The organism is Bacillus cereus group sp. N6, from assembly GCF_016483705.1.
Classification (GTDB): domain Bacteria; phylum Bacillota; class Bacilli; order Bacillales; family Bacillaceae_G; genus Bacillus_A; species Bacillus_A wiedmannii.
Genome location: NZ_JAEHBI010000026.1, coordinates 37,341 through 60,519 on the forward strand (window position 1 = coordinate 37,341; position 23,179 = coordinate 60,519).

Consider the following 23,179-nt stretch of genomic DNA (forward strand, 5'->3'; position numbering starts at 1 on the left):
TCCTTTTTCTCATTAATAATCAAACCAATTCCAAATCTCAATATCTCCAAGAGTCGCATAACGAACGTGCGGCGAGTTTTGTAATTTTAATAACTCTTTCGACGGGCCAGTAATGACCATGCCGTATACTTTGACGCCGTTATCTTTTACATACTGATAGCGCTTATCTAAATTCAGCACTTTTTCAGGAATCCAAGTCGTTTTACTTACAGTTTCTTTATTTATCGAAAGAATACGCATCATTTCGATTACTTCATCTTCTTTTGTGTGTAGTTTTTTTGTTTCATCTTCAGGAAGATTTATATGTTCTCGAAATCCGATAATTTCTCCGCTATGCAAGAGAAAATTTTCTTCATTTATTCTTTCTTGTCCTGTGTCTAAAGCGTACCATACAGGAATTGGCGGCATTTCTTGTGCTTCAAATGCGCTATATAGAATGGATTCTACTTCTTGTAAAGTGTAAACTTTATCGAAGGATATCGCTACTTCTGCAACAGTCCCCTCATGTATCTTTCCAAGTGTATCCCAAAATTTTTTAGATGATTCTTTCAAAGAAGCTTCTTCTTTGATTTTGGGATGAACAAAGGAAACTTTTTTTGAATAGGCTCTGTTTGCCCAAGATTGATTTGTGGCAGTTACAGATGATAAGAAACTACTCATTGTTACTGTACCAATTGGAAATTCTTCTTTGCCGACAGTTTTAACTAAATTCATTTCATTTTCTGTACGGAAAAAGGGTTTAACCTTCGTACTTCCTCCAGTGGAACGACTATTTGGCATTGTCGCTTCTAGTGCGAGTGCTGGAATCTCATTTACTTCAGAAAAGTTTTTCATATTATTCGAATAGAAGTAAAAGGAAGATGCAAAATGACCAACAAAATAGATTGCTATACAAACAGCGAGGACAAAACTAACGGTTTGCCAACGCTGTTTCCATTTTATTTTCCAAAACGGGATTTTAAAATTTTGTGGTGGTAGTCTTTTCTTTATCGGTTCACTCTTCGAAAGTAACTCATCTAAGTAAGCTTCACACTTTTCACATGTTTCAATATGACTTTCTAATTGCACTTGTTCATCATGCGTGAGCGTTCCGTTTTCGTACTTCCCCCATAGTTTTTTAAACTCTGTACAACCCATCCTGATCACTCCTTTATGCTTTTCGTTTCTTTTCGTCCCCTGTATAATTCGATTTTTACTTTCGCTAGTGAGAGACCGGTCATTTCTGCTATTTCCTTATACGAGAATCCGTAGTAATCTCGTAGTAGTAGCACATTTCGTCTTTCAAGGGGAAGAGAAGATAAACTGTCTAACCAACTAGCAATTTCATGTTTTACGAAATAAGAGTGCTCTGTACTTGGTATGTTCGGTAAATGGAATTCTTCAACTGTCGTTGTTTTATATCTTTTTTCTTTTCGATACCAATCAATAAAGGCGTTGTAGGCAATTGTAAATAACCACGGTCTAATTTCTTCTCCTTTATAATAGTCAATATGGACGAGCATTCGGTAAAAGGTTTCTTGCATGAGATCTTCCGCATAGTGGGAATCTCCGGTTAGGGAGAGAAGATAGCGAAATAAAGTGAATCTTGCATATGCTTGGAGTAAATGTCTTCTAATGATTGTTTGCGTTTCACTACATTTCCCTCCCTTCATACATAACAACGAAATACATATAAAAAAGTTACATTTGTTTTTAAAAATATAGTAAAAAACGTCAAGAATTGGATAGGATTCTCTTTTATCATAATACATATAAGGCGGGTGAACAGAGATGGAAAGCTATGAAACACAAATTCAAAGGTCAATTGATTATATTGAGGAAGATGTAATGGAAAAACAGACGCTGCGTAATTTAGCACGCATTGCAGGTTTTTCTGAGTCGCATTTTCATCGTGTATTTCAGGCGTTAGTAGGTGATACAGTAATGGAGTATGTTCGAAAGAGGAGGTTAGCCCGGGCAGCTTATCAACTTTCTCATACGGATGAAAAAGTTATTGATATCGCATTTGAGCATGGCTTTCAATCTCACGAAACGTTCACGAGAGCCTTTAAAAAAATATTTCAAATGACACCGAGTGAATATCGAAAACAAGAAATTGAAACGCCGATGTATTACAGCGTAAATGTAAAACAAAGAAAATTAAATCCGTATTTAGGAGGCATACAAATGGAATATCGTATTGTAAATAAACCAGAATTTTTAATGGCGGGTTATGAACTGAAGACGACAAGTAAAGAAGGGAAAAACCATCAAGACATCCCAGCATTTTGGCAAGAATATTTACAAAAAGACCTTGGAACGACGATTCCGAATCGTAAAGATACGAGCCAATGGGTAGAGCTTGGATTATGTACTGATTTTAATTTAGAAACAGGGGACTTCACTTATATAATTGGAATGGAAGTTACAGGGTTTGAAAATGTGCCAAATGAAGTTGCGAAGCGTACTTTCCCAGCAGCGACATATGCTGTATTTACAACGCCGAAAGTTCCTCATGAAGAAATGGTATCGTCTATTCACCAAACGTGGAATGCAGTATTCTCAGAATGGTTCCCGCATTCAGGATACGAACATTGTGGCGTTAATGAATTTGAACTATACGATGAGCGTTCCCATGCAGATAAAAGTGAGTTCGCTCAAATTGAACTTTGGATACCAGTGAAGAAGAAATAATAGGATAAGAGCGAATCATTGGGAGATGGTTCGCTTTTTTATAAAGAGGGAAAAGGAAAGGGGTTCAAAAATTAGAATGTGTTTGTGTTTGTAGGGAAATAGCTAAAATATGGAGATGACCTTTCATAGTGAGTTGTGAAAGGTTATTTTTACGAGTGGATTGTTAAATTTGTATTGCCTCATCTGTAATACATTTAAAAATGATAAAATAAAGTAGCAATTAAATATTGCGGGTGGAAGGTTATGCCCTTTCTTCATTTTGTGGAGAAAGGAGGTGTAATCGTATGGAATTTCTTTTGCAAATTTTGTTGGAAATCACAAAAACTATAGCTAGAGAAGGTATAGTTATGGGATTTAAGAAATTAACGACAAAAAGGCGCAAAAAGAAGACCACCCGTCTGCCTGCGAAGCGTGGGAAGTCTTCTAAGCGCAAATAAGCTTTAGTTGCAACCTTCCACCTTGCGGTAATTAGTTGCAGTGACGGGGTGTTGGAAGCACCTCGTCTACTTCATTTTATGCAAAACTTAGTTAGTTTATACTTCTATTTATAGTATAACAGTTTAGAAATGTATTTGTTAATAGTTTTATTTTTACTTTGTATAGTAGGAGTAGACTGGTATTGTTGGTTTTTGTCGACAAATCGATATATCTTGAAAATCGCTGATATATTTTGAGTTACGCCGATATATTCAAAAAATCGCTGATATAATTTCGTGTACCGCTGAACTATCGCAATAAGCAAGAATAAAAGGCGAGTAACATAATTTCATTTACCGTTGAATTCTCCTAGAAAAGAAAAAAGAAAAGACGCCAGATAGCGCCTTTCCTACGAATGAAATGGAAACACAAGTATAATTGTCGTACCTTTTCCGAGTTCGCTGTCAATAGAAATTGTTCCGTTATGAGCATGAACGAGCTGTTTTGTAATAGCGAGGCCAAGTCCAGTTCCGATGTTGCTTTCTTCTGTATTTGTTCCTCTGTAATATCGCTCAAATAGAAGCTCTTTCGTTTTATCATCCATTCCTTTTCCATTATCTGAAATAGATAGTGTAAATGAAGTAGCGTTTTGCGAAAGTTTTACGATGACGTTTGTCGTTTCATTATTATGTTTTACAGCGTTTACGAGTAAGTTTTCGATAATACGCTGGAACCATTTTTCTTCAATGAAATATTGAATTTTGTTTGAGCTTGGTACGAATTCAATATTTTGATTTTGAAGTGTTGGGTTATTAATAAATTGTAATAATACTTTTTGAACGAATTGATTCATTTCAATGTTTACGTGCTGCGCAGGAAGACTGTTATTTTTTAATTGATACGTTAAGCTTAAGTCATCAATTAATGTCGTCATATATTGCGATTTCTCTTTCATAACGCTGCCGAATTGTTGAATGTCACGATCAGTCCAGTTGTACTGCTTTGATTCTAGTAATAATGCGTAGCCATAAATAGAGCTAAGTGGCGTTTTTAAATCGTGCGTTAGACCGGTAATCCATTCTTCACGTGTTTGCTGCAGTACTTGCCTCATCGCATCATTTTTTTTGAGTGTAATAGAAAGGTGCTCTAGTGAATTTGTCACATCACTAAATAAGCGGAATGACCATTTTTCTTTACCAGATTGCCGGAACCTGACAGGTTTCCCTTTTTTACTAACAGGTTCTTCGTACTTTCCACCAGCGATGTTTTTAAGCCAGCGCATCGCATGGAGTAACGGTTTTCCAAATTTATTACCGTACCAAATAGAAAGAATGACTAAATAAACAAATACGATAAGAAGGATTAATCCGCATCCGATTAGAAACTTTTTAGTAAATACATCGTCTATTTCATCATCTGGATAGTAGTACTCATTTTTGGCAGTTACAACAAGAAGATGATTGCTATTTGTGTCGTAAAAGCTAGACGTGTTTTCTTTATGATTCCACGGTTCCTTTTCGCTAAGAGCAGCTTGTATGACAGAAAACGTTTTTTTCTTTCCATCTGGATAGGAGAATACTTCTTCGCCATCACTATTAAAGATTTGAAGTGCTGCTTTTTCTTTAGAAAGTAACTGTTTTTCTTCTTCTGTTAATGTGAACGAATCCGTAGATACAGACGGGTGCTCTTTCTGGATTGTTTTCAGTAATACATTGCTTTTTAACATACCGCCGTATATAACAAGTACGTTCTTTTCTTCTAGTTCAATTTCCCAATATGTAAATGTATAAGGGCTTTCTATATGATTCTGTATATACGAGAATAAAAATGTTTTCGTATAAGATGTCGGTACGTCACTCGGCGTATTAAAGTGATAGAGAACTTTTCCATTTTCCTCTACAACTTGAATCCAATCATTTTTTTCTTTAATTAAGTCTTTTACTTCAGCTTTTAACGAAATATCGCCATCTTCTGAAGAGATATATCTTGAAATCATAAAATTATCAGCATCTGGAATATTCGGTTCGTATGAAGTACTCGTAACAAGAAAAATTAAATACGTGAAAGCCGCTACTACAGCAATCAGTAATGTAACTAAAACAAATACGTGTTGCATGATAAACTGAATAATAAGTCGTTTATTAAAGTTCATATCGTCACCCTACTTTGTAAGGAACTTATAGCCAAGTCCGCGAACGGTTTTTATATATTCTGGTTTACTTGGGTCTTGTTCAATTTTTTCACGTAGTTTTCGAATGTGGACCATAACGGTATTATCATCGCCATTATAGGCAGGTGCTCCCCAAACTTTCTCGTATATTTCTTCTTTCGAAAATACGTAATTCGGATTCTCGCAAAAGAAGAGTAATAGCTGAAATAGCTGGGCGGAACATTCGACAACATGTCCATTTACTGTAAGCTCTGCGGAATATCGATCAATTTCAAATCTACCAAAGGAACTGGATTGTGCTTTTTGTTCGTGTGGTACTGCTTGTTTCATATGTCTTCGGAGTTGTGCTTTCATACGAGCTACTACTTCAAGTGGATTAAATGGCTTCGTAATATAATCATCTGCACCGTGTGAAAATCCAGATATTTTATCTAAATCAGATGTTTTAGCTGTGAGGAAGAAGATCGGGCAATCTGTTTTCTGGCGAATGATTGGACAAATATCAAAACCAGATTGTCCAGGAAGCATGACATCTAAAATAATTAAATCGTATTCATTTTGCTGCGTGAGAGATAAAGCTATTTCAGCCGATGTTGCAGTTGTAATATGAGAAAAACCTTCTTTTTCAAGAATGGTAGTTAGTAATTGTAAAATTGCTGTTTCATCATCAACGAGCAAAATATTTGCTTCATACATAAAAATCCCTCCTAATTTCCTCGAATATCATATCATCTTTCGGTAACTTATGGAATTTTTAAGGAAATTTTAAGGTTTTCTTTCTCAAAAAATTAAGAATCAAATGATATGATAAAAGTAACATAGGGGAGGAGATGAGTGTGAATCCGTTTCAAACGATGCGAGTTAGGTATTTTTTAATTGTATTTGCACTATTAACTTTAGTTGCAAGAGTCAGTAATGAATTGATAGAAAATACATTTCATATGCAAAATTCTACTTTTATAAATATTCTTATATTCTATATCTTTCCGATTACATGGATTTTTTTTGAGTATAGAAAACACCGTGTTTCCTTTTCATTATTTATTAATAAAAATGAAACATTTAACCTGGTGCAAGTTTTATACATTGCACTTATGTTAGCCGTGTTTAGTTATGGATATCTTATTTTGTACATGTATAGTTTTGCATGGATTACACCGGAATTTATTATGAACGCATTACGTGAACCGGTTATTGATAGCACAGGGGGATATGTATATCAAATTATTATGGTCGTGTTCATCGCACCAATTATTGGTGAATTTGTTTTTCGCGGATTTTTACTGCAACGTTTCGCCGCAAAATGGGGAACGAGTATAGCGATCATTGTAGTAGCGATGTTGTTTGCATTGTTACACGTTGATTTCCTAGGCGCAGTTGTATTTAGTGTTGTACTATCAATCGTATATATTCGTACGAATAGTTTACTTATGCCAATTGCTATTCACATGTTAAACAATGCATTTGTAATCGGCGTTTCTTTTCTAGTAAATAAAGAAGAGATAATAAGTCTTGCAGATTTCTCAAATTATACGACGTTCTTTCCAGGGCTTCTTATTTTTATAATGGGATTAAACTTAGTACTCATCTTTTTATTTGTTAACCGCAAATATTGGAATAAAGAAATGCCAGCTATATATGTAGAGCAGGAAAAGAGTTTTTCAAACGTAGTGGGGGATAAGTAAGATAAAGAAAACGGTTGAAAAAATATTGAAAGACATGATAGAATCGACGTTTCTTACAGATATGTGTGATAAAAGCGTTTGTCATTAGGTGCAACCTGTAGTAGATACGATCGTGTTTCTAGAGTATTACTTATTTTCTATTACTCATTTAAAAGAAAATATTATTTCTCTTCTTATTGTGTTAGGGGTTTTACTAATATTTGGTTTAATTGTAGAAGAAATGATGAAGCGCATCTTCAAAAAAAATGAAGAGAAGTATATGTGGGTTTATAAAGTATTCGAGAAAGTAATGGGGGCTTTCCTTTTGTTTTATAGTATGAAAACTATCATTTACTTTATAGCTTTGAAACATCATTAATTCTAAATTTGAAAGGGATGTATAAAATTATATGAATGAAACAATATCATCAAATAAGTTTTTTTATTTGATTTTGCTTAGTATAGTGCTGATCACGACAGTCAATGTTATTCTTCGCTGGGAGGAAGCTTATTTCTTTATGTATTTAGCACTCCATTTGCTAGGAATATTATGTATAAGCGGTGGAATAGTTGCTGAAAAAAAGAGTGAAGAAAGCATTAATTATATGTGTGTGACCGGTCTTATTTTACTATTAGCTGTGCAAGGTATTATGAAATATAGTTCTTTTTCTTTACAAGATTTTAGTTTATTAATGGATATACTTCCTTAAGGGGGCGCGTTATGTTATGTAAGAAGCAAATAGGATACGTACTAATTTTAGTAGGTTTTTTTACGCTTATTGTAACGACGTTATTTTTTCAAGACTATGAATATATACGCTATATAAAAGGGGCTGGTTTCATATGTTGGGTTGTAAGTATATTTCTTATCCCAGAGTATGAACCGAAGAAAGTGTCTAAAGGTAGGTAAAACTCTTCTATTTGTAGAAGAGTTTTTTTATGTAAATAAAAGGCTCGCGAGCAATTCGCATAATAAGCTTGTTCTAATTTAGCATGTACGAACTTACAATAATAATAGACAGGCAGCATAGAGGAGGGAATAGCGTGAGGAAGGTTATTGGGTGGTCGCTTTTTTTGTACGTTGGGTTTGCGTTGCTTATATATTGGTATTTATTTGGATGGAATCATGAACTGATTCCGGACATGTATAAAGGAACGAGTGCAGATCCAGAAACGTTTATGAATGCGAGAGAGCTTACGCTAAGCCAAGATTATTCGCGCGTGAAAAATTTACTGTATTTTTTAGCGACGCCTCTTGAATGGATTATTTTATTATTTGTACTTGTGCTCGGTGTTTCAAGAAAGTTTGAGAAATGGTCGAAGGAAACGACGAAAATAAGTGTCCTGCAAGTTGCGATTTATTTCTTTTATTTATCACTACTCACAACAGTTCTTGCCCTGCCGATGCAATGGATTAGCCGAAAAGTGTCCGTTGATTACGGCATTTCAACGCAAAGTACACAAAGCTGGATAAAAGATCATGTTATCGGTTTTTGGGAAAGTTATGCGACTATGTTAATCGTAGTTACTGTTCTGTTATGGCTTATCCGTAAATTCCCGAAGAGATGGTGGCTAGCGGGATGGGCACTCTCTGTTCCATTTACAATCTTTTTAACATTTATACAGCCGGTCGTTATTGATCCGCTTTATAATGACTTCTCGACGCTGAAAAATAAAGAATTAGAAACGAAAATTTTAGCGATAGCAGAAAAAGCTGATATTCCAGCTAAACATGTATATGAAGTAAATATGTCGGAAAAAACGAATGCATTAAATGCATATGTAACAGGAATTGGCCCTAACGCTCGTATTGTAATGTGGGATACAACACTTAAGCAATTAAAAGATAAAGAGATTTTATTTATAATGGCCCATGAAATAGGGCATTATGTTATGAAACATATATATTGGGGCGTTGCGAGTTATGTGTTGCTATCGTTTATAGGGATGTATCTCATTAGTCGTATTATAAATATGTGTATTCGAAAATGGGGAGATACGCTGCAAATTTCAAAAGTAGCATGTTTTTCAATTTTACCTTTATTTTTCTTAATTTCTTCTGTACTCTCTTTTGCATCACAGCCAGCAACAAACTATGTTTCTCGTATAGAAGAACGAGCAGCAGATCAATACGCTTTAGATATGACGAAAGACGGGAAATCTGGTGTAAAAACGTTTCAATATTTATCAAAGACGAGTTTAAGCCAAGTGAATCCGCCTGCGTTAGTGAAGTTTTTCTTATACACACATCCACCAATTTTCGAAAGAATTCATACGTTTGAACAATATGAGAAACAAAGCAAAAAGAAGTAGCGATTATGCTACTTCTTTTTTAGAGATATAAGTTTTATATTGGGAATATTTATCATTGCTTTTTATTGCGATTTTGTGAATAATAAGTTATAAAATTCTAAAAATCTATATATAAAGGAATAAAGGTGAAAAAATGTATTTTTTAAAAAATTTAAAAGTGAAATATAAATTATTATCGCTTATTTCATTAGCAGTATTGAGCATGGTAATTATGAGCTGCGTAGCAATTAATTCTATTAATAAGATTAAGCATGATACAGAGGTTGTAGTAGATGATTATCAACATTCTGTAGTTTTATTAGAAGGAATGCTTCGTACACAAAATTCACTAGAGTATAACTTACTAGAATTAATTACAGCGTCACCAAATGAGGGGACAAATAAAGAGGGGATTATTGGTAATATTGAAAAGGATCTTGAAAAATATGATTCTTTATTAAAAGAATATGATGATGGCTTCAATTTAAGTAAGCAAGAGGATGAGCTGTTTCAGAAGATGAAGGAATCTTTGCCAAGTTATATGGAGACATATAAGAAGTTGTTTGATAAAGCGAAGGTAACAAATGAATCTCAAATGGTAAACGAATTTCATAAGGAATTAAAACCGAAGGGAGTAGAGTTAGCTAGTTATGCTGTAGATCTAGAAGCGTATGTTTCAAATTTAGCTGACCAAGTATTTAAAGATTCTCAAAAAATGATAGATCGGTCCGTTATTACTTTTATCATTCTTGTAGTAGTTACTACAGTCATTATATGTATAGTAAGTTATATTATTAGCAAGCTTATAGTTGCACCTTTACAAACGGTTAGTCGTATGATGGAAAGAGCAAAAGAAGGAGATTTAACTGTACATGGTGAGTATAATGCTAAGGATGAATTAGGTGTATTAGTAAGTGATTTTAACGAAATGATTGCAGGGCTAAGAACAAATATGCAAGAAGTAGAGAATAATATTCAGCTTTTATTCCAACATGCAGACGGAGTAGTATCTGCATCGGAAGTATCTAGTGGTGCGGCGAAGAAAATCACTATAGATATTGAAGAAGTTGCAAATGGCGCAGAGGGCCAAATGCAGGCAATGGAGCAAACTGCGGGTGCGATGGAAGAGTTGACACAAGGAATGCAGAGTATAGTGAATACATCATCCTCTGTAAATGAATTGTCTGCTCAATCAGCATTAGATGCAGAGAGTGGTAACAAATTAATGAAACAAATGATTCAACAGATGGATACAATCCAAAATTCAGTACATAACGGTGTGAAACAAGTAGAGACTATGAAAGAACAATCAGAAGAAATTGTTAAAATCATTGATGTTATGCAAGGTATTACCTCTCAAATTAACTTATTAGCATTAAACGCCGCAATTGAGGCTGCCCGTGCTGGGGAAAGTGGTAGAGGATTTGCAATTGTGGCAGATGAAGTAAGAAAATTAGCAGAACAATCTAGTGATTCTGCAAAACAAATTGAGAAGCTTATTACTCAAGTTATGGGAACAACGAACCATACGGTACATATGATGGGGAAAGTAGATAATGAGGTACAGGCAGGTACACAAGTAGTAATGCATACAGAAAAAGTATTTGGAAAAATTACAGAAAAAGTACAGCAAGTATCTGAGCAAATTCAAACGGTATCTATGTCTACAGATGAAATTGCAGCGAGTAGTGAAGAGATTTCGGCTTCTGCAGAAGACATGGCTCAAATATCCCAAAGATCATCTGACCGCACTGATAGGGTAAAAGAGTCTATTCAACAGCAAGAAAAATCTGTTCAAGAGATCTCGGTTTCAATTGAACATATGCATAATGCAGCAGGAGGATTAAAACAAATAGTTGCCCAATTTACTCTTCAAAAGTAGTAGTATATTTAAGTTTTAATATAGAAAAATTCCATTCAATAAATAAAAAAAATCATCCTATATAACAAAGGATGATTTTTTTATGGGAATTTTGTGCAGTTATCACTTAATATATTCTAATTTTTTACAATTTTCCGATTGTAATATATAATAATACGTAATGTTTTGGAGATTTTTCATTTGTAAAAGATAGTTTATAGGAGGAGAGAAAGGGTGTTCAATAAAAAATCAATGCCGGCTATAAAAATGATCCTTTCGATGTCTATTTTCGGATCAATTGGATTTTTTTCTACTCAAACAGGTTTACCGTCTTTTGAATTAGTATTCGTTCGTTGCATTTGTGCGACTATATTTTTAGCATTATGTTGGCTCGTAACAGGACAGTATAAAAGTGAGAAATGGAATAAAAAAGAAGTAATGCAAATATTAGCATGCGGTGTATTTCTCGTTTTTAACTGGGTATTTTTATTTAAAGCGTTTGAAGTTATGTCGATTACAATTGCGATTTCAGTTTATCATCTTGCACCCATTATCGTATTAATGATTGGTAGTATTGTATTTAAAGAGAGACTTACAGTGTTTGCGGTTATGTCCATTGTCATTTGTTTTATCGGTACAGTTTTAGTAGCTGGAGTAGATGGAAGTCTATCGCTTGAAAAACTGATGTCATCTGGAATGGTATGGGCACTTCTTGCAGCATTATTTTATGCTTTTACCACTTTATTAGGAAAAGGAATTCAGCATACGAGCGCATATGCGATGACATTTTTACAAACATTTTTAGGTATATTTTTATTGCTACCATTCGTAGACTTTGGCAAGTTTCAAGGGTTAACAGAGATGAACTGGATGATGATCACAGCGACAGGTCTTATACATACGGGATTTGTATATTACTTATTTTTTGACAGTTTAAGAGGTTTATCGACGAGATTAATTTCTGTATTAGTGTTTTTAGATCCTGCTGTTGCAATCCTATTAGATACAGTCTTTACCGGATTTAGACCAACTAGTATGCAAGTAGTAGGGATTGTTCTTATATTTGTAGGAATGGCATTTACTTTTCGAAAAACAAAGGACGAAAAAATAGCGGTAAAAGAAAGTTTGTATTCTTAATTGTAAATAATTAGGTGTATTATATTGAAAATTCCCTTATTTTTTGTACAATATAAAAGGTAGGAAAATAAAGGAAAAGGTAGATGAGAGAGATGAAAAAGCTAGTAAAGATAGCGACATCGTTAACTTTAATGGGAGGAATATTTGTAAGTGCAAATGGTGTGTCTGCAAATACTGATGTTCCCCAAAAATCCGGTCCTAATATTATGATAGAGTTTGATGATGTAACAACAGGTCATTGGGCATATGATGAAATTACGAATTTAGTATATCATCGAATTATGTATGGATATGGAAATGGTAAGTTTGGTGTAGAAGATAATATAACACGTGAACAGGCGGCGGCAGTATTACATCGTGCACTTCATTTAAAAAGAAGTGTGTTTAATGAAAATCCATATGGAGATATTAGTGGGAAATCAACAATGTTTCCTTACGAAATTTTACATTTAACGAATATTGGTATTTTTAAAGGAGACGAAAATGGAAATTTCCGTCCGAAAGATACACTGACTCGTGCAGAATTAGCACAAATTTTAACGAAAGCATATGAGTTGAAAACAAAGCGTCCGCATACATTTACAGATATACGAGAAAACCATTGGGCAAGAGATGCAATTAGCGCATTACAGTCTAATAATGTAGCGGTAGGAACGGGAGATGGCAAATTCGAGCCTGAAATGCTCGTTACACGTGGGCAATTTGCGAAGTTTTTACAACGATCAATTGATAATTCGCCAGGGAAAATGGAATAGATAAAGAGAAAGCTCATAATTTGTAGAGGAGACATCCTCCGCTCATTATGGGCTTTTATTAATAGATAGGTTATTATTTTCGTATGTTGTAGTCCAGTTGATATTCTTTGTCGAAACGTCGATATATAAGGAATAACAACATATATTTGCTTTTTTTGTCTAGAAAATGAACTTTTAAAATGTGAAGGATTTCTTTTTAAGAAAGTAGAATATTTAATGTATAGAAACACCCTTAAATGATCATAGGAAAGAGAAATGATTTGCGTATAATTCGGTATAAAAATTGAAATTGAGAGCGAATTGGCTCTCCTTTAGTAGTGATTTTCACAATAATAGATTTTTTAAATGTAATATATTGCATAACGGGTGCGAAGGCAACATATGTAATATTGGAAAGGATTTCAGTCTATTATTTTCCGTTTTTTAAATGGAGATAAAGGGGAGAGGGCAATGAAGAAGAACATGTTACGTATAATGGCAACGGTAACTATTATGGGCGGCTTGTTTATAAGTACAAATGTTACAAACGTAAAAGCAGAAGAATATCCAGAAATGATTGTTTTTGATGATGTTCCAGTAAACCACTGGGCATATGACGATATAATGGACGTAGTATACAATAAAGTAATGTTAGGCTATGGAAATGGTAAGTTTGGTGTAGGAGATAATGTAACACGAGAACAAGTAGCAGCAGTACTTTATCGTACATTGAATTTGAAAAAAGAAGGACCTTTAAAAAATCCATACAAAGATATTTCTGAGAGGGCAACAATGTTTTTAGATGAAATTTTAGTATTAACAAAGCATGGTATTTTTGAAGGTGATGAAAAAGGAAACTTTAGACCAGCCGCACCTGTAACACGTGCAGAAATGGCGCAAATTCTTACGAAGGTATTTACATTTGAGGTGAAGAAGAACCATACATTTAAAGATGTACCAAATAATCACTGGGCAAAAAATGCGATCAGTGCACTGCAGTCTAATCATGTCATAGTAGGAACAGGAAATGGGGAATTTGAACCGAATAAAGTTGTAACACGTGAGCAATATGCAACGTTTTTAAATAAAGCTGTTTTTTATTTTCCTGTAAAAGATGAGGATTATGAATGAAAGTTAAAATATAAGGACATTTAAATTATATCAATATAATATAAAGTAATAAAAAAGCGTGGGAATTCCACGCTTTTTTATTGTTTTATATTATTTATAAGTATATAAATTTTCTATTCATAATTTAGTTGTTGGAATTTAGTGGATAAGAAGAGATTGAATAAAGTAACTTTTTCTTGCTTAAATATGAGATTTAGTAACTTTATTATTAATAGAGTGTAAATAAAAGTATATGAAATATAGTTCATAAATTAGACAAAAATCACATGGAAATTATATTGTTACGCTTTCGTTAATTCTTTATATTAGAAAAAAATATGTTTTTAGGGAGAGAATACTTTGAAGAAAAAAATTTTAAAAGTAGCAACAGCTTTAACAATTATGGGTGGAGTAGCATTTAGTGCTGAGGGGACTACAGCAAAAGCTGAATTAGCTGCAAAGCCACAACAAGCAAGTCAGGCAATCTTTAAAGATGTACCAGCAGGACATTGGTCTTATAAAGCAATTCAAACTTTAGCAGAACATGAAATTATGCTTGGTTACGGAAATGGTGTGTTCGGTTTTGGACATAACGTAAATCGTGAACAAGTAGCCGCTTTAATTTATCGCGCACTAGATCTTGATGAAGAATTTGGTGAAGATGAGGTATTAGAAAGCCCATATAATGATATTGTTGATGATAACTCAACGATGTTTCCTTTTGAAGTTTTAGCAGTAACAGAATTAGGTATCTTTACAGGTGACGAGAATGGGAACTTCAGACCAAAAGCTACGTTAACACGTGCAGAAATGGCGCAAGTTCTTACAAGAGCATTTGGATTACAAGTACAAGGAACAGCAAAATTTAAAGATGTACCAAAGGGACATTGGGCAGAAAATGCGATTAATGCAGTAGGTTCAAATGGTATTTCAGTAGGAGATGGAAAGGGTAACTTCGCTCCGAACATGAAAGTAACACGTGAACAATATGCTCAGTTCTTATTTAATTCAATGTTTAAATAAATAATAAAGAAGGAGCCGGTGTTGTATAACACTGGCTTCTTTTTTTATATGTAATGCCGGTGGAAGAATACAGTTTTGTAAAAAAAGCAATTAAATTTTCAAAAAAAACTTCCTTTTCTGAAGATTTGTTATATAATATAAAACATAAAATCAAATCTGTTATAAAACAGTTTAAGAAGGGGATGCTAATATGTCGACGCAAACTTCACGGGTAACATTGCCCGGAGAAATGTTACCAGCGTACAACGAAACATTGACACCTGAGGCGCTTAGTTTTTTAAAGGAACTACATGAAAATTTCAATGAGCGCCGTATAGAGCTTTTACAAAAACGTGTGGAGAAACAAAAGAGAATTGATGCAGGAAAATTTCCGAAGTTTTTAGAAGAAACAAAGCGCATACGTGAAGCGGATTGGACAATTGCCAAATTGCCAAAAGATTTAGAGGATCGCCGCGTAGAGATTACTGGGCCAGTAGATAGAAAGATGGTTATTAACGCTTTAAATTCAGGAGCGCATCTTTTTATGGCAGATTTTGAAGACTCGAATTCACCAACTTGGGAGAATGCAATTGAAGGTCAAATAAATTTACGAGATGCAGTGCAGGGAACGATTTCACATAAAAATGAAAACGGAAAAGAATATCGTTTAAATAGTAAAACAGCAGTATTAATTGTGCGTCCAAGAGGATGGCATTTAGAAGAAAAACATATGCAAGTTGATGGGAAGAATATGTCTGGTAGCTTAGTAGATTTCGGACTTTATTTTTTCCATAATGCAAAGGCTCTTTTAGCAAAAGGAAGCGGTCCATACTTTTACTTACCGAAAATGGAAAGCCATTTAGAAGCAAGGTTATGGAATGATGTTTTCGTATTTTCACAAAAATATATCGGTATTCCAAACGGAACGATTAAAGCGACGGTATTACTGGAAACGATTCACGCTTCGTTTGAAATGGATGAAATTTTGTATGAGCTTAAAGATCATTCTGCTGGGTTAAATTGCGGAAGATGGGATTATATTTTCAGCTTTCTAAAGAGTTTCCGTAATCATAATGAATTTTTACTTCCAGATAGAGCGCAAGTCACGATGACGGCGCCATTTATGCGCGCGTATTCTTTGAAGGTCATTCAAACGTGTCATCGTCGTAATGCACCAGCTATTGGAGGAATGGCAGCACAAATTCCGATTAAAAACAATCCAGAAGCGAATGAAGCAGCTTTTGAAAAAGTGCGTGCAGATAAGGAGCGCGAAGCTTTAGACGGTCATGACGGGACTTGGGTTGCCCACCCGGGACTTGTACCAGTCGCGAAGGAAGTATTTAATCACATTATGAAAACACCGAATCAAATTTTTAGAAAACGTGAAGAAATACATGTTACAGAAAAGGATTTATTAGAAGTACCAGTGGGAACGATTACAGAAAATGGGCTTCGCCTAAATATTAGCGTAGGTATTCAATATATTGCATCTTGGTTAAGCGGACGGGGAGCAGCACCCATTTATAACTTAATGGAAGATGCGGCAACAGCGGAAATTTCTAGGGCACAAGTATGGCAATGGATTCGCCATGAAGGTGGAAAGCTAAATGACGGTCGTAATATTACGCTTGAATTGATGGAAGAGCTAAAAGAAGAAGAACTAGCAAAAATAGAAAGAGAGATTGGTAAAGAAGCCTTTAAAAAAGGGAGATTCCAAGAGGCGACAACGTTGTTTACAACTCTCGTTCGGAATGATGAATTCGTACCATTTTTAACATTACCGGGTTATGAAATTTTATAAAGTGAAAAGGGGATGGAACAAATGAAAAACGAAAGAATTGAGAAATTACAAGAGAGCTGGGAACTAGATAAGCGCTGGAAAGGGATTACACGTCCATATTCGGCAGAAGATGTAATTCGCTTGCGCGGGTCAATTGATATTGAACATACATTAGCGCGCCGCGGTGCTGAAAAGCTTTGGTCATCGCTTCATACGGAAGATTATATTAACGCACTTGGCGCATTAACAGGAAACCAAGCAATGCAACAAGTGAAAGCTGGGCTAAAAGCAATTTATTTAAGTGGATGGCAAGTTGCTGCGGATGCGAACCTTTCTGGACATATGTATCCAGACCAAAGTTTATATCCAGCGAACAGCGTACCTGCTGTAGTAAAACGAATTAATCAAACACTTCAACGTGCGGATCAAATTCAGCATATGGAAGGAAGCGGTGATACAGATTATTTCGTACCGATTGTAGCAGATGCAGAAGCTGGATTTGGCGGACAATTAAACGTATTTGAACTGATGAAAGGTATGATTGAAGCAGGTGCATCAGGTGTGCACTTTGAAGATCAATTATCTTCAGAGAAAAAATGCGGCCATTTAGGCGGAAAAGTATTACTACCAACGCAAACAGCGGTGCGTAATTTAATCTCGGCACGCCTTGCAGCAGACGTAATGGGAGTGCCGACAATTATTGTTGCAAGAACAGATGCGGATGCAGCAGATTTAATTACGAGCGATATCGATCCAGTTGATAAAGCATTTATTACAGGTGAAAGAACTCCAGAAGGATTTTACCGTACGAAAGCAGGTCTTGATCAAGCAATTGCACGTGGTTTAGCATACGCTCCTTATGCAGATCTCGTTTGGTGTGAAACATCTGAACCAAATTTAGAAGATGCAAAACGATTTGCGGACGCAATTCATAAAGAGCATCCAGGGAAATTGCTTGCATATAACTGTTCACCTTCATTTAACTGGAAACAAAAATTAGATGAAAAAACAATTGCAAGCTTCCAAAAAGAAATCGCATCTTACGGTTATAAGTTCCAGTTCGTAACACTAGCTGGATTCCACTCATTAAACTACGGCATGTTTGAATTAGCACGTGGCTATAAAGAGCGCGGTATGGCAGCGTACTCTGAACTACAACAAGCAGAATTCGCAGCAGAAAAACACGGCTACTCTGCAACCCGTCACCAACGCGAAGTAGGAACAGGTTACTTTGATGAAGTAGCTCAAGTTATTACAGGCGGTACTTCATCAACGACAGCGCTAAAAGGATCTACAGAAGAAGCACAGTTTACGAAATAAAAGGAAGGGGCACCTTTTTGAAGGGTGCTCCTTGTTATTTTCGGAACGATTTTTCACATATATCGATTTACCGACAAAAAAGACGATATTATCAAATCCACTCAGTTCTATGATCGCGAATAAACTTCATATCTTTCTCATAATGCTCTAAATGTCCTTCATCAATCATTTTTTGGAAATTCAAGTCGCCTTCTTGTGCTTTTCTTTTCATATATGTACATAATGCTTCTAATCGTAGTAACACTATTCCTAAGTAATCTTCGTCCATATGTTTACCGTAGGACTGGACAAACAATTTCACTCTTTCTTTCATACGGCTAGCATGTTGTGCCGGTTCATAATGAACTGCCTCACCCGATTCTGTATAATACACTCTACTTAAAGGTACACAAGTATAAAGCGTATAAGCGATATCCCAAATTCTCGGACCAGGAGCAGCAACATCGAAATCAATAATACCTACTGGTTTCTCGTCATGAAAAATAATGTTATATATAGCAAAATCGTTATGGCAAATAACCTCAATGTCATTTGGAGTAAGATCCATCGGTTGCCATTCATCTGATAAGGGAAAGTCACTTACCGCATCATGATAAAGGCGGAGCATCTTTGCTATTTCCTTTAAAACATCATTAGATCGCATATATTCTTTTAACGGATAATTCCCAGCGTCTCCTTCAATAAAGGATAAAATCTCTCTATCTTTTTCATCTACACCTAAAAACTTTGGAGCGTGATGAAATCCTTTGTTTTCTAAGTGTTGTAATAATGTATGAATTTTTGCACTACCTGGCTTTAATTCTCGCCGAACAGTATTTTCAGAACGATACACATTTGATACATTTCCCCCTGTAAGCTTTTCTTCGTTGGCGTAGTTTGACATATAATTCCCCTCCAATATAACGACTGTACGATTATATTGTAACACTTCAGAACAAGGGATATAATCGTATTCAAATGATGTTTGTGTTCACTTCATAGTGAAATCCACACATACTAAAATCAATTATTTACGAATGTATAATCAATTTAATTTGTCAGTTATTTTCAAAAAAGATTGTACATTTTATTTTAAGTATGCTATGATGAAGTCAGTTGAATAGTTAAATTAAGCAATCCATATATTATCAAGTGCCGAAAAACGAACGAGAAAAAGTATGTGAGAACTAGTTTATGTTTCGTGTTTGATAATGTGTGGATTCTTTTTTTATACAGGAAGACTAAAATAAATTGTGTTTTCTTTAGGAGGAAATAATTATGGCAGTAACAGGACAAGTAAAATGGTTTAACAACGAAAAAGGATTCGGTTTCATCGAAGTTCCAGGCGAAAACGATGTATTCGTACATTTCTCTGCAATCGAAACTGAAGGTTTCAAATCTCTAGAAGAAGGTCAAAAAGTTAGCTTCGAAATCGAAGATGGTAACCGTGGACCTCAAGCTAAAAACGTAATCAAACTATAATTTTATAGTTCATTATGGAAAAAAGGATGGCTGCTGCCATCCTTTTTTTGTTGTGGAGAAAGTCTTTCCATCTCTTTTTTTATGTCAAAATTGATGGAAAAGGAGAGATTTCTTATGATGGAGGTATTCAAAAACCATCGGGGTGAACGCGTATCAGTTTCTATAGAAGAATAGTTCTGCAGGATCATTTTCTACGTACGATTGAAGTAACAATTCGTTTTCATTTCATTGAAGAAAAATTACGTCCTTATAACTGTGAAAATAATGGTCGTCCTTTTATCATGCACATTAACGGGCAGTTGGTTTCTCCTCTCAAAATTCGGCGGGAGATCAACTGTCTGTTAACGCCCAATTGTTGAGGACTGATTAAAGTTTCACGTTATAAATGAGAAAGTATTAAGTTTATTTGTTCTTAATTTTTTCTTTACAATTCATTGTTTATTTGTTGTTCTGTCTACATCCGAAATGGGTAAATCTACGCCATATAGGCTTTGAGTAACATCTTTTTTGTTAGTATTGTTGTTAGAATTTTGTTCGTCTTGAGATGACGTTTCTAACATTTGTTCTTGCTCTTTACTAGGGGTATTCAGAGCATCTGATGGGACGCTATTAATCTGTTGTCTTAATAGACTTTTTTTCCCCATATTATACAGCTCCTTTTTGGAATTAGATAAAAAACTAATATAATCATAAATAATCACTTACATATTTTGTGTTTTGAAATGGAATTCTATACAAAACTTATACTGTAGATTTAACGAATTAAAAAGTTGCTAGTGATGTATAAAGTTGAAGTTCTTAATAAAAAATAAAAATGGGTAACACGTACAAGTACTTTTTAACGTAGTGGATAATTTTTCATCGTATTTTTTGTATGTAGTAATATTTTCAAAAAAGGATATGAGGACACTCAGAAGAAAATAGGAAGAAGAGTAAAAGGCTTTCCAAAATGGAAGGCCTTTTACTCTTCTTTTCCAATCTTTTTCTTTTCGCGTTTCTTACATTCAGAGCATTTCGATTTACGAAAAGGCTTTGCAAAGAATAGTAGAATGAAAAATAAGCCGAATATAATGCTGGATGAGTTTTTCACGATCACAATGCTGCTATTTTTCATTTGAATCGTTGGTTGCATTTCTTTTTCTTCCATAGTGGACCTCCATTTATTGGATTTTCCTTTTAATTATAGCAAAGTTAATTGTCGTAATGATGCGAAATGAGGAAGCAGTTGTAAATATTTATCAGTAGTATAAATACATTTTATATAGGTTTTTATTGCGAAAACAATATATCGTTATTTTATAATTTAAAAGATGTTTGATAAATGATAAATTATTGTAAAAAAGCGGAATCTGAAAACCATTTCCTTTTCATAGGTGCTAGAATTATATATGCAGCTGCTAATATAAATAGAAAAAAGGAGACAGTAGAATATGGAAAGTAAAGTAGAACGCTATGTCGAAAACTATGTGGTAAATAAAAATACAATGGCCTTACTTCCTGTTATTCTAAGTGAAAAGAAAATCGTTACACGAGTTGTTGAGATGGAAGATTCTTTTTTCGTATTTCAAAAGCCCCTAGATATTATAGAAAGAAGTTGCCGCAAGCATGGCTCTAGTTTCTTAGGCAGAAAAGAAGGAACGAAAGAGTTAACTCATATTACACATAAAGCACCGATTGCGATTAGTCCGACAGATCAACTTTATTTTTTTCCCACTTATTCATACTCTAGAAAAGAGTGTGCTTGGTTGTCTCATTTTTATATTGAAAGTAATAAAGAGTCAAAAGATGGAAATGTTATTGTTAGATTTATAAATGGATTTGCTGTGAAATTAGAAATATCAAAAAGCAGTTTTGAAAATCAACTAAATCGTACAGCGAAATTGCGTACTGAATATGAAGATCGTAGAAAAAAACAAGGGAATCCTTGTTTTAAAGAGATTGATAAAACTCAAGAATCTCGATTAAAACCAGCATACGAGAAAGTATATTTTGTGAAAGAAGAGGAAGTTTAAGAGGATGGGGAAAAATCCCCATCTTTTTTATTTGTCAGTTTTTATCGGTAAGTCGATATATTTGAGAAATCCCCGATATAATTTCACCTACTGAGGAATTTGTCAACAAAACAAAAGTGTCACTTCTAAAACTGCGAAACGTCTTGTCGAATATTGATAGATTATCATAGCATAATAATGAAGGAATTCTCATGGAAGATATGGAAACTTAATAATTACATCTCCATATGTCGTATCTACCATTTCCTCTTTCATATAAGCAATGATACAGTAGAGGTAGTACTTAGAGTAAAGGGGTAAAGTGTAGAATGGATTTTCAGACAATCAAAGAGTATTTTTCACCAGAAAATATGGATCATATTGTTGAAAGTTATAAAGCGTTCGGACCACTTCTCGGTATTGGTTTACCGATGATAGAAGCGTTAATACCGGCATTGCCACTCATCGTATTTGTACTGGCAAATGCTGTTGCATTTGGATTTTGGCTCGGTTTTCTTTATTCTTGGCTTGGATCAGTAATGGGTGCCTTACTTGTCTTTTTCATTATCCGCCATTTTGGACGAAGTCGTTTCTTTTCTTTTGTAAATAAACATGAGAAAGTAAGGAAGGCAATGGGATGGATTGAAAGGAAAGGATTTGCGCCGATTTTCGTCATATTTTGTTTTCCGTTTACACCGTCTGCGCTTATAAACGTTGTCGCTGGTTTATCTCGCATTAGTGTAAAACAGTTCGGGCTTGCGCTTGCGTTCGGAAAGCTTGTGATGATTTTTATTTTAACGTATATCGGTCATGATTTAATGTCATTTATTCATAATCCGGTGAAATCAGTCATTGTAGCAATTGGTATTTTTATTTTATGGTATGTCGGTAAGAAAATCGAAGTAAAGTTAGAACTACATTAAGAATAGTCTTCTTTGTAAAGGAAAGCTTCATTATTAAAGGATAAGGGGAGAAGCTGATGAAGAAAACTTTGAAAAAAGAAGGCATAGAGTGGATACGAACAATTTTAATTGGTGTATTATTAGCTGTATTTTTTCGAACGTTTTTCTTTTCGACGTACGTTGTAGAGGGGAAGTCAATGATGCCGACATTGCAAGATGGTAATATGCTCGTTGTAAATAAGGTGAGTTATCAAGTGGGGGACTTGAACAGGTTTGATGTTGTTGTGTTTCATGCGAATAAAAAAGAGGACTACGTAAAACGAATTATCGGTTTACCTGGAGATCAAATTGAATATAAGCATGATAAACTGTATATAAACGGACAATTCGTGGATGAACCTTATTTAGAAACGTATAAGAAAGAGATAAATGGACGACAACTAACAGGTGATTTTAAACTAGAAGAGTTAACGAAAGAAAAGTCGGTGCCACCTGGCTATATTTTTGTAGTGGGTGATAACCGCCTCGGGAGCTGGGATAGTAGACACTTTGGATTTGTAAAAGCTGATACAGTTGTCGGTAAAGTTGATTTACGATATTGGCCAATTCAAGAGGTGCAAACGAATTTTTCAAAAGGTTGATATAATAGATAGAAGTATAGAAAA

At 34.6% G+C, this 23,179-nt stretch carries 23 protein-coding genes and 4 pseudogenes; 20 read left to right on the forward strand and 7 right to left on the reverse strand.

The features are described from left to right. Positions 1-12 precede the first annotated feature (12 nt). Both JDS99_RS18180 and JDS99_RS18185 read right to left on the reverse strand, forming a co-directional pair. The gene (locus JDS99_RS18180) at positions 13-1,137 is read right to left on the reverse strand and encodes an anti-sigma factor (RefSeq protein WP_106383159.1); all 1,125 of its coding nucleotides are present in this window, start codon (positions 1,135-1,137) and stop codon (positions 13-15) included. 5 nt (positions 1,138-1,142) lie between these two features. Continuing rightward, positions 1,143-1,633 (reverse strand): annotated as a pseudogene (locus JDS99_RS18185) (RNA polymerase sigma factor). Positions 1,634-1,770: 137 nt separating this feature from the next. Between JDS99_RS18185 and JDS99_RS18190 the strand changes: the two are divergent. Next, positions 1,771-2,673 carry an AraC family transcriptional regulator gene (locus tag JDS99_RS18190; protein ID WP_071721586.1) on the forward strand — a complete coding sequence of 301 codons (903 nt, stop codon included), beginning with the start codon at positions 1,771-1,773 and terminating at the stop codon, positions 2,671-2,673. A gap of 284 nt (positions 2,674-2,957) precedes the next feature. Continuing rightward, positions 2,958-3,110 carry a hypothetical protein gene (locus JDS99_RS18195; protein WP_046956985.1) on the forward strand — a complete coding sequence of 51 codons (153 nt, stop codon included), beginning with the start codon at positions 2,958-2,960 and terminating at the stop codon, positions 3,108-3,110. 389 nt (positions 3,111-3,499) lie between these two features. Here JDS99_RS18195 and JDS99_RS18200 read toward each other — a convergent pair whose 3' ends face one another. Then, positions 3,500-5,242 carry a sensor histidine kinase gene (locus JDS99_RS18200; RefSeq protein WP_088062415.1) on the reverse strand — a complete coding sequence of 581 codons (1,743 nt, stop codon included), beginning with the start codon at positions 5,240-5,242 and terminating at the stop codon, positions 3,500-3,502. Positions 5,243-5,251: 9 nt separating this feature from the next. After that, complete coding sequence (locus tag JDS99_RS18205; RefSeq protein WP_088062417.1) at positions 5,252-5,956, reverse strand: response regulator transcription factor; 705 nt, start codon at positions 5,954-5,956, stop codon at positions 5,252-5,254. Between the two features lie 134 nt (positions 5,957-6,090). On the opposite strand from JDS99_RS18205, the gene JDS99_RS18210 reads away from it, so the two are divergent. The 13 genes and pseudogenes from JDS99_RS18210 to aceA all read left to right on the forward strand — a co-directional run bounded on the left by JDS99_RS18210 (position 6,091) and on the right by aceA (position 18,160). Next, positions 6,091-6,945, forward strand: a complete 855-nt coding sequence (locus tag JDS99_RS18210; RefSeq protein ID WP_199695456.1) for a CPBP family intramembrane glutamic endopeptidase — start codon at positions 6,091-6,093, stop codon at positions 6,943-6,945. A 1-nt stretch (position 6,946) separates the two neighbouring features. After that, positions 6,947-7,303, forward strand: a pseudogene (locus tag JDS99_RS18215) (hypothetical protein). 31 nt (positions 7,304-7,334) lie between these two features. After that, on the forward strand, positions 7,335-7,634 hold the full coding sequence (locus JDS99_RS18220) for a hypothetical protein (RefSeq protein ID WP_088062420.1): 300 nt from the start codon (positions 7,335-7,337) through the stop codon (positions 7,632-7,634). A gap of 11 nt (positions 7,635-7,645) precedes the next feature. Then, entirely contained in the window at positions 7,646-7,834 is a 189-nt protein-coding gene (locus tag JDS99_RS18225) for a hypothetical protein (protein ID WP_088062422.1), read from the forward strand. A 134-nt stretch (positions 7,835-7,968) separates the two neighbouring features. Continuing rightward, entirely contained in the window at positions 7,969-9,237 is a 1,269-nt protein-coding gene (locus tag JDS99_RS18230; RefSeq protein ID WP_137011507.1) for a M48 family metallopeptidase, read from the forward strand. A gap of 133 nt (positions 9,238-9,370) precedes the next feature. Then, positions 9,371-10,150 (forward strand): annotated as a pseudogene (locus tag JDS99_RS32785) (MCP four helix bundle domain-containing protein); the annotation flags it as partial. 156 nt (positions 10,151-10,306) lie between these two features. After that, a complete protein-coding gene (locus tag JDS99_RS32790; RefSeq protein ID WP_412677804.1) occupies positions 10,307-11,098 on the forward strand; it encodes a methyl-accepting chemotaxis protein in 792 nt (263 codons plus the stop codon). A 213-nt stretch (positions 11,099-11,311) separates the two neighbouring features. After that, the gene (locus tag JDS99_RS18240) at positions 11,312-12,214 is read left to right on the forward strand and encodes a DMT family transporter (RefSeq protein WP_137011512.1); all 903 of its coding nucleotides are present in this window, start codon (positions 11,312-11,314) and stop codon (positions 12,212-12,214) included. 83 nt (positions 12,215-12,297) lie between these two features. Continuing rightward, complete coding sequence (locus JDS99_RS18245; RefSeq protein ID WP_147786931.1) at positions 12,298-12,969, forward strand: S-layer homology domain-containing protein; 672 nt, start codon at positions 12,298-12,300, stop codon at positions 12,967-12,969. 450 nt (positions 12,970-13,419) lie between these two features. Continuing rightward, positions 13,420-14,079, forward strand: a complete 660-nt coding sequence (locus tag JDS99_RS18250; protein WP_199695457.1) for an S-layer homology domain-containing protein — start codon at positions 13,420-13,422, stop codon at positions 14,077-14,079. A gap of 339 nt (positions 14,080-14,418) precedes the next feature. Beyond that, positions 14,419-15,081, forward strand: a complete 663-nt coding sequence (locus JDS99_RS18255) for an S-layer homology domain-containing protein (RefSeq protein WP_088062430.1) — start codon at positions 14,419-14,421, stop codon at positions 15,079-15,081. A 190-nt stretch (positions 15,082-15,271) separates the two neighbouring features. Next, a complete protein-coding gene (gene aceB / locus JDS99_RS18260) occupies positions 15,272-16,861 on the forward strand; it encodes a malate synthase A (RefSeq protein ID WP_199695458.1) in 1,590 nt (529 codons plus the stop codon). Between the two features lie 21 nt (positions 16,862-16,882). Beyond that, positions 16,883-18,160, forward strand: coding sequence for an isocitrate lyase (aceA, locus tag JDS99_RS18265; protein ID WP_137011516.1), 1,278 nt, complete (start codon positions 16,883-16,885; stop codon positions 18,158-18,160). A gap of 91 nt (positions 18,161-18,251) precedes the next feature. Here aceA and JDS99_RS18270 read toward each other — a convergent pair whose 3' ends face one another. Next, positions 18,252-19,043, reverse strand: a complete 792-nt coding sequence (locus tag JDS99_RS18270; protein WP_199695459.1) for a phosphotransferase — start codon at positions 19,041-19,043, stop codon at positions 18,252-18,254. A 374-nt stretch (positions 19,044-19,417) separates the two neighbouring features. Between JDS99_RS18270 and cspA the strand changes: the two genes are divergently transcribed. Next, entirely contained in the window at positions 19,418-19,621 is a 204-nt protein-coding gene (cspA, locus tag JDS99_RS18275; protein ID WP_000301521.1) for an RNA chaperone/antiterminator CspA, read from the forward strand. 114 nt (positions 19,622-19,735) lie between these two features. Beyond that, positions 19,736-19,902 (forward strand): annotated as a pseudogene (locus JDS99_RS18280) (IS5/IS1182 family transposase); the annotation flags it as partial. Positions 19,903-20,052: 150 nt separating this feature from the next. Here JDS99_RS18280 and JDS99_RS18285 read toward each other — a convergent pair. After that, positions 20,053-20,265, reverse strand: a complete 213-nt coding sequence (locus JDS99_RS18285; protein WP_199695460.1) for a hypothetical protein — start codon at positions 20,263-20,265, stop codon at positions 20,053-20,055. 317 nt (positions 20,266-20,582) lie between these two features. Next, positions 20,583-20,768, reverse strand: coding sequence for a hypothetical protein (locus tag JDS99_RS18290; protein ID WP_000391440.1), 186 nt, complete (start codon positions 20,766-20,768; stop codon positions 20,583-20,585). Positions 20,769-21,051: 283 nt separating this feature from the next. Here JDS99_RS18290 and JDS99_RS18295 point away from each other — a divergent pair, with 283 nt between their 5' ends. The 3 genes from JDS99_RS18295 to lepB all read left to right on the forward strand — a co-directional run bounded on the left by JDS99_RS18295 (position 21,052) and on the right by lepB (position 23,155). Continuing rightward, positions 21,052-21,633, forward strand: a complete 582-nt coding sequence (locus JDS99_RS18295; RefSeq protein WP_060489289.1) for a competence protein ComK — start codon at positions 21,052-21,054, stop codon at positions 21,631-21,633. 308 nt (positions 21,634-21,941) lie between these two features. Further along, the gene (locus tag JDS99_RS18300; protein WP_000347516.1) at positions 21,942-22,535 is read left to right on the forward strand and encodes a TVP38/TMEM64 family protein; all 594 of its coding nucleotides are present in this window, start codon (positions 21,942-21,944) and stop codon (positions 22,533-22,535) included. A gap of 56 nt (positions 22,536-22,591) precedes the next feature. After that, positions 22,592-23,155 carry a signal peptidase I gene (gene lepB, locus JDS99_RS18305; protein WP_048567025.1) on the forward strand — a complete coding sequence of 188 codons (564 nt, stop codon included), beginning with the start codon at positions 22,592-22,594 and terminating at the stop codon, positions 23,153-23,155. Positions 23,156-23,179 lie beyond the last annotated feature (24 nt).

Excerpts from the sequence above, each read along its gene's own strand:
- JDS99_RS18180 (WP_106383159.1), bottom strand. The coding sequence starts at position 1,137 with ATGGGTTGTACAGAGTTTAAAAAACTATGGGGGAAGTACGAAAACGGA.
- JDS99_RS18190 (WP_071721586.1), top strand. The coding sequence starts at position 1,771 with ATGGAAAGCTATGAAACACAAATTCAAAGGTCAATTGATTATATTGAG.
- JDS99_RS18195 (WP_046956985.1), top strand. The coding sequence starts at position 2,958 with ATGGAATTTCTTTTGCAAATTTTGTTGGAAATCACAAAAACTATAGCT.
- JDS99_RS18200 (WP_088062415.1), bottom strand. The coding sequence starts at position 5,242 with ATGAACTTTAATAAACGACTTATTATTCAGTTTATCATGCAACACGTA.
- JDS99_RS18205 (WP_088062417.1), bottom strand. The coding sequence starts at position 5,956 with ATGTATGAAGCAAATATTTTGCTCGTTGATGATGAAACAGCAATTTTA.
- JDS99_RS18210 (WP_199695456.1), top strand. The coding sequence starts at position 6,091 with ATGAGTGTGAATCCGTTTCAAACGATGCGAGTTAGGTATTTTTTAATT.
- JDS99_RS18220 (WP_088062420.1), top strand. The coding sequence starts at position 7,335 with ATGAATGAAACAATATCATCAAATAAGTTTTTTTATTTGATTTTGCTT.
- JDS99_RS18225 (WP_088062422.1), top strand. The coding sequence starts at position 7,646 with ATGTTATGTAAGAAGCAAATAGGATACGTACTAATTTTAGTAGGTTTT.
- JDS99_RS32790 (WP_412677804.1), top strand. The coding sequence starts at position 10,307 with ATGCAGGCAATGGAGCAAACTGCGGGTGCGATGGAAGAGTTGACACAA.
- JDS99_RS18245 (WP_147786931.1), top strand. The coding sequence starts at position 12,298 with ATGAGAGAGATGAAAAAGCTAGTAAAGATAGCGACATCGTTAACTTTA.
- JDS99_RS18250 (WP_199695457.1), top strand. The coding sequence starts at position 13,420 with ATGAAGAAGAACATGTTACGTATAATGGCAACGGTAACTATTATGGGC.
- aceB (WP_199695458.1), top strand. The coding sequence starts at position 15,272 with ATGTCGACGCAAACTTCACGGGTAACATTGCCCGGAGAAATGTTACCA.
- aceA (WP_137011516.1), top strand. The coding sequence starts at position 16,883 with ATGAAAAACGAAAGAATTGAGAAATTACAAGAGAGCTGGGAACTAGAT.
- JDS99_RS18270 (WP_199695459.1), bottom strand. The coding sequence starts at position 19,043 with ATGTCAAACTACGCCAACGAAGAAAAGCTTACAGGGGGAAATGTATCA.
- cspA (WP_000301521.1), top strand. The coding sequence starts at position 19,418 with ATGGCAGTAACAGGACAAGTAAAATGGTTTAACAACGAAAAAGGATTC.
- JDS99_RS18285 (WP_199695460.1), bottom strand. The coding sequence starts at position 20,265 with ATGGGGAAAAAAAGTCTATTAAGACAACAGATTAATAGCGTCCCATCA.
- JDS99_RS18290 (WP_000391440.1), bottom strand. The coding sequence starts at position 20,768 with ATGGAAGAAAAAGAAATGCAACCAACGATTCAAATGAAAAATAGCAGC.
- JDS99_RS18295 (WP_060489289.1), top strand. The coding sequence starts at position 21,052 with ATGGAAAGTAAAGTAGAACGCTATGTCGAAAACTATGTGGTAAATAAA.
- JDS99_RS18300 (WP_000347516.1), top strand. The coding sequence starts at position 21,942 with ATGGATTTTCAGACAATCAAAGAGTATTTTTCACCAGAAAATATGGAT.
- lepB (WP_048567025.1), top strand. The coding sequence starts at position 22,592 with ATGAAGAAAACTTTGAAAAAAGAAGGCATAGAGTGGATACGAACAATT.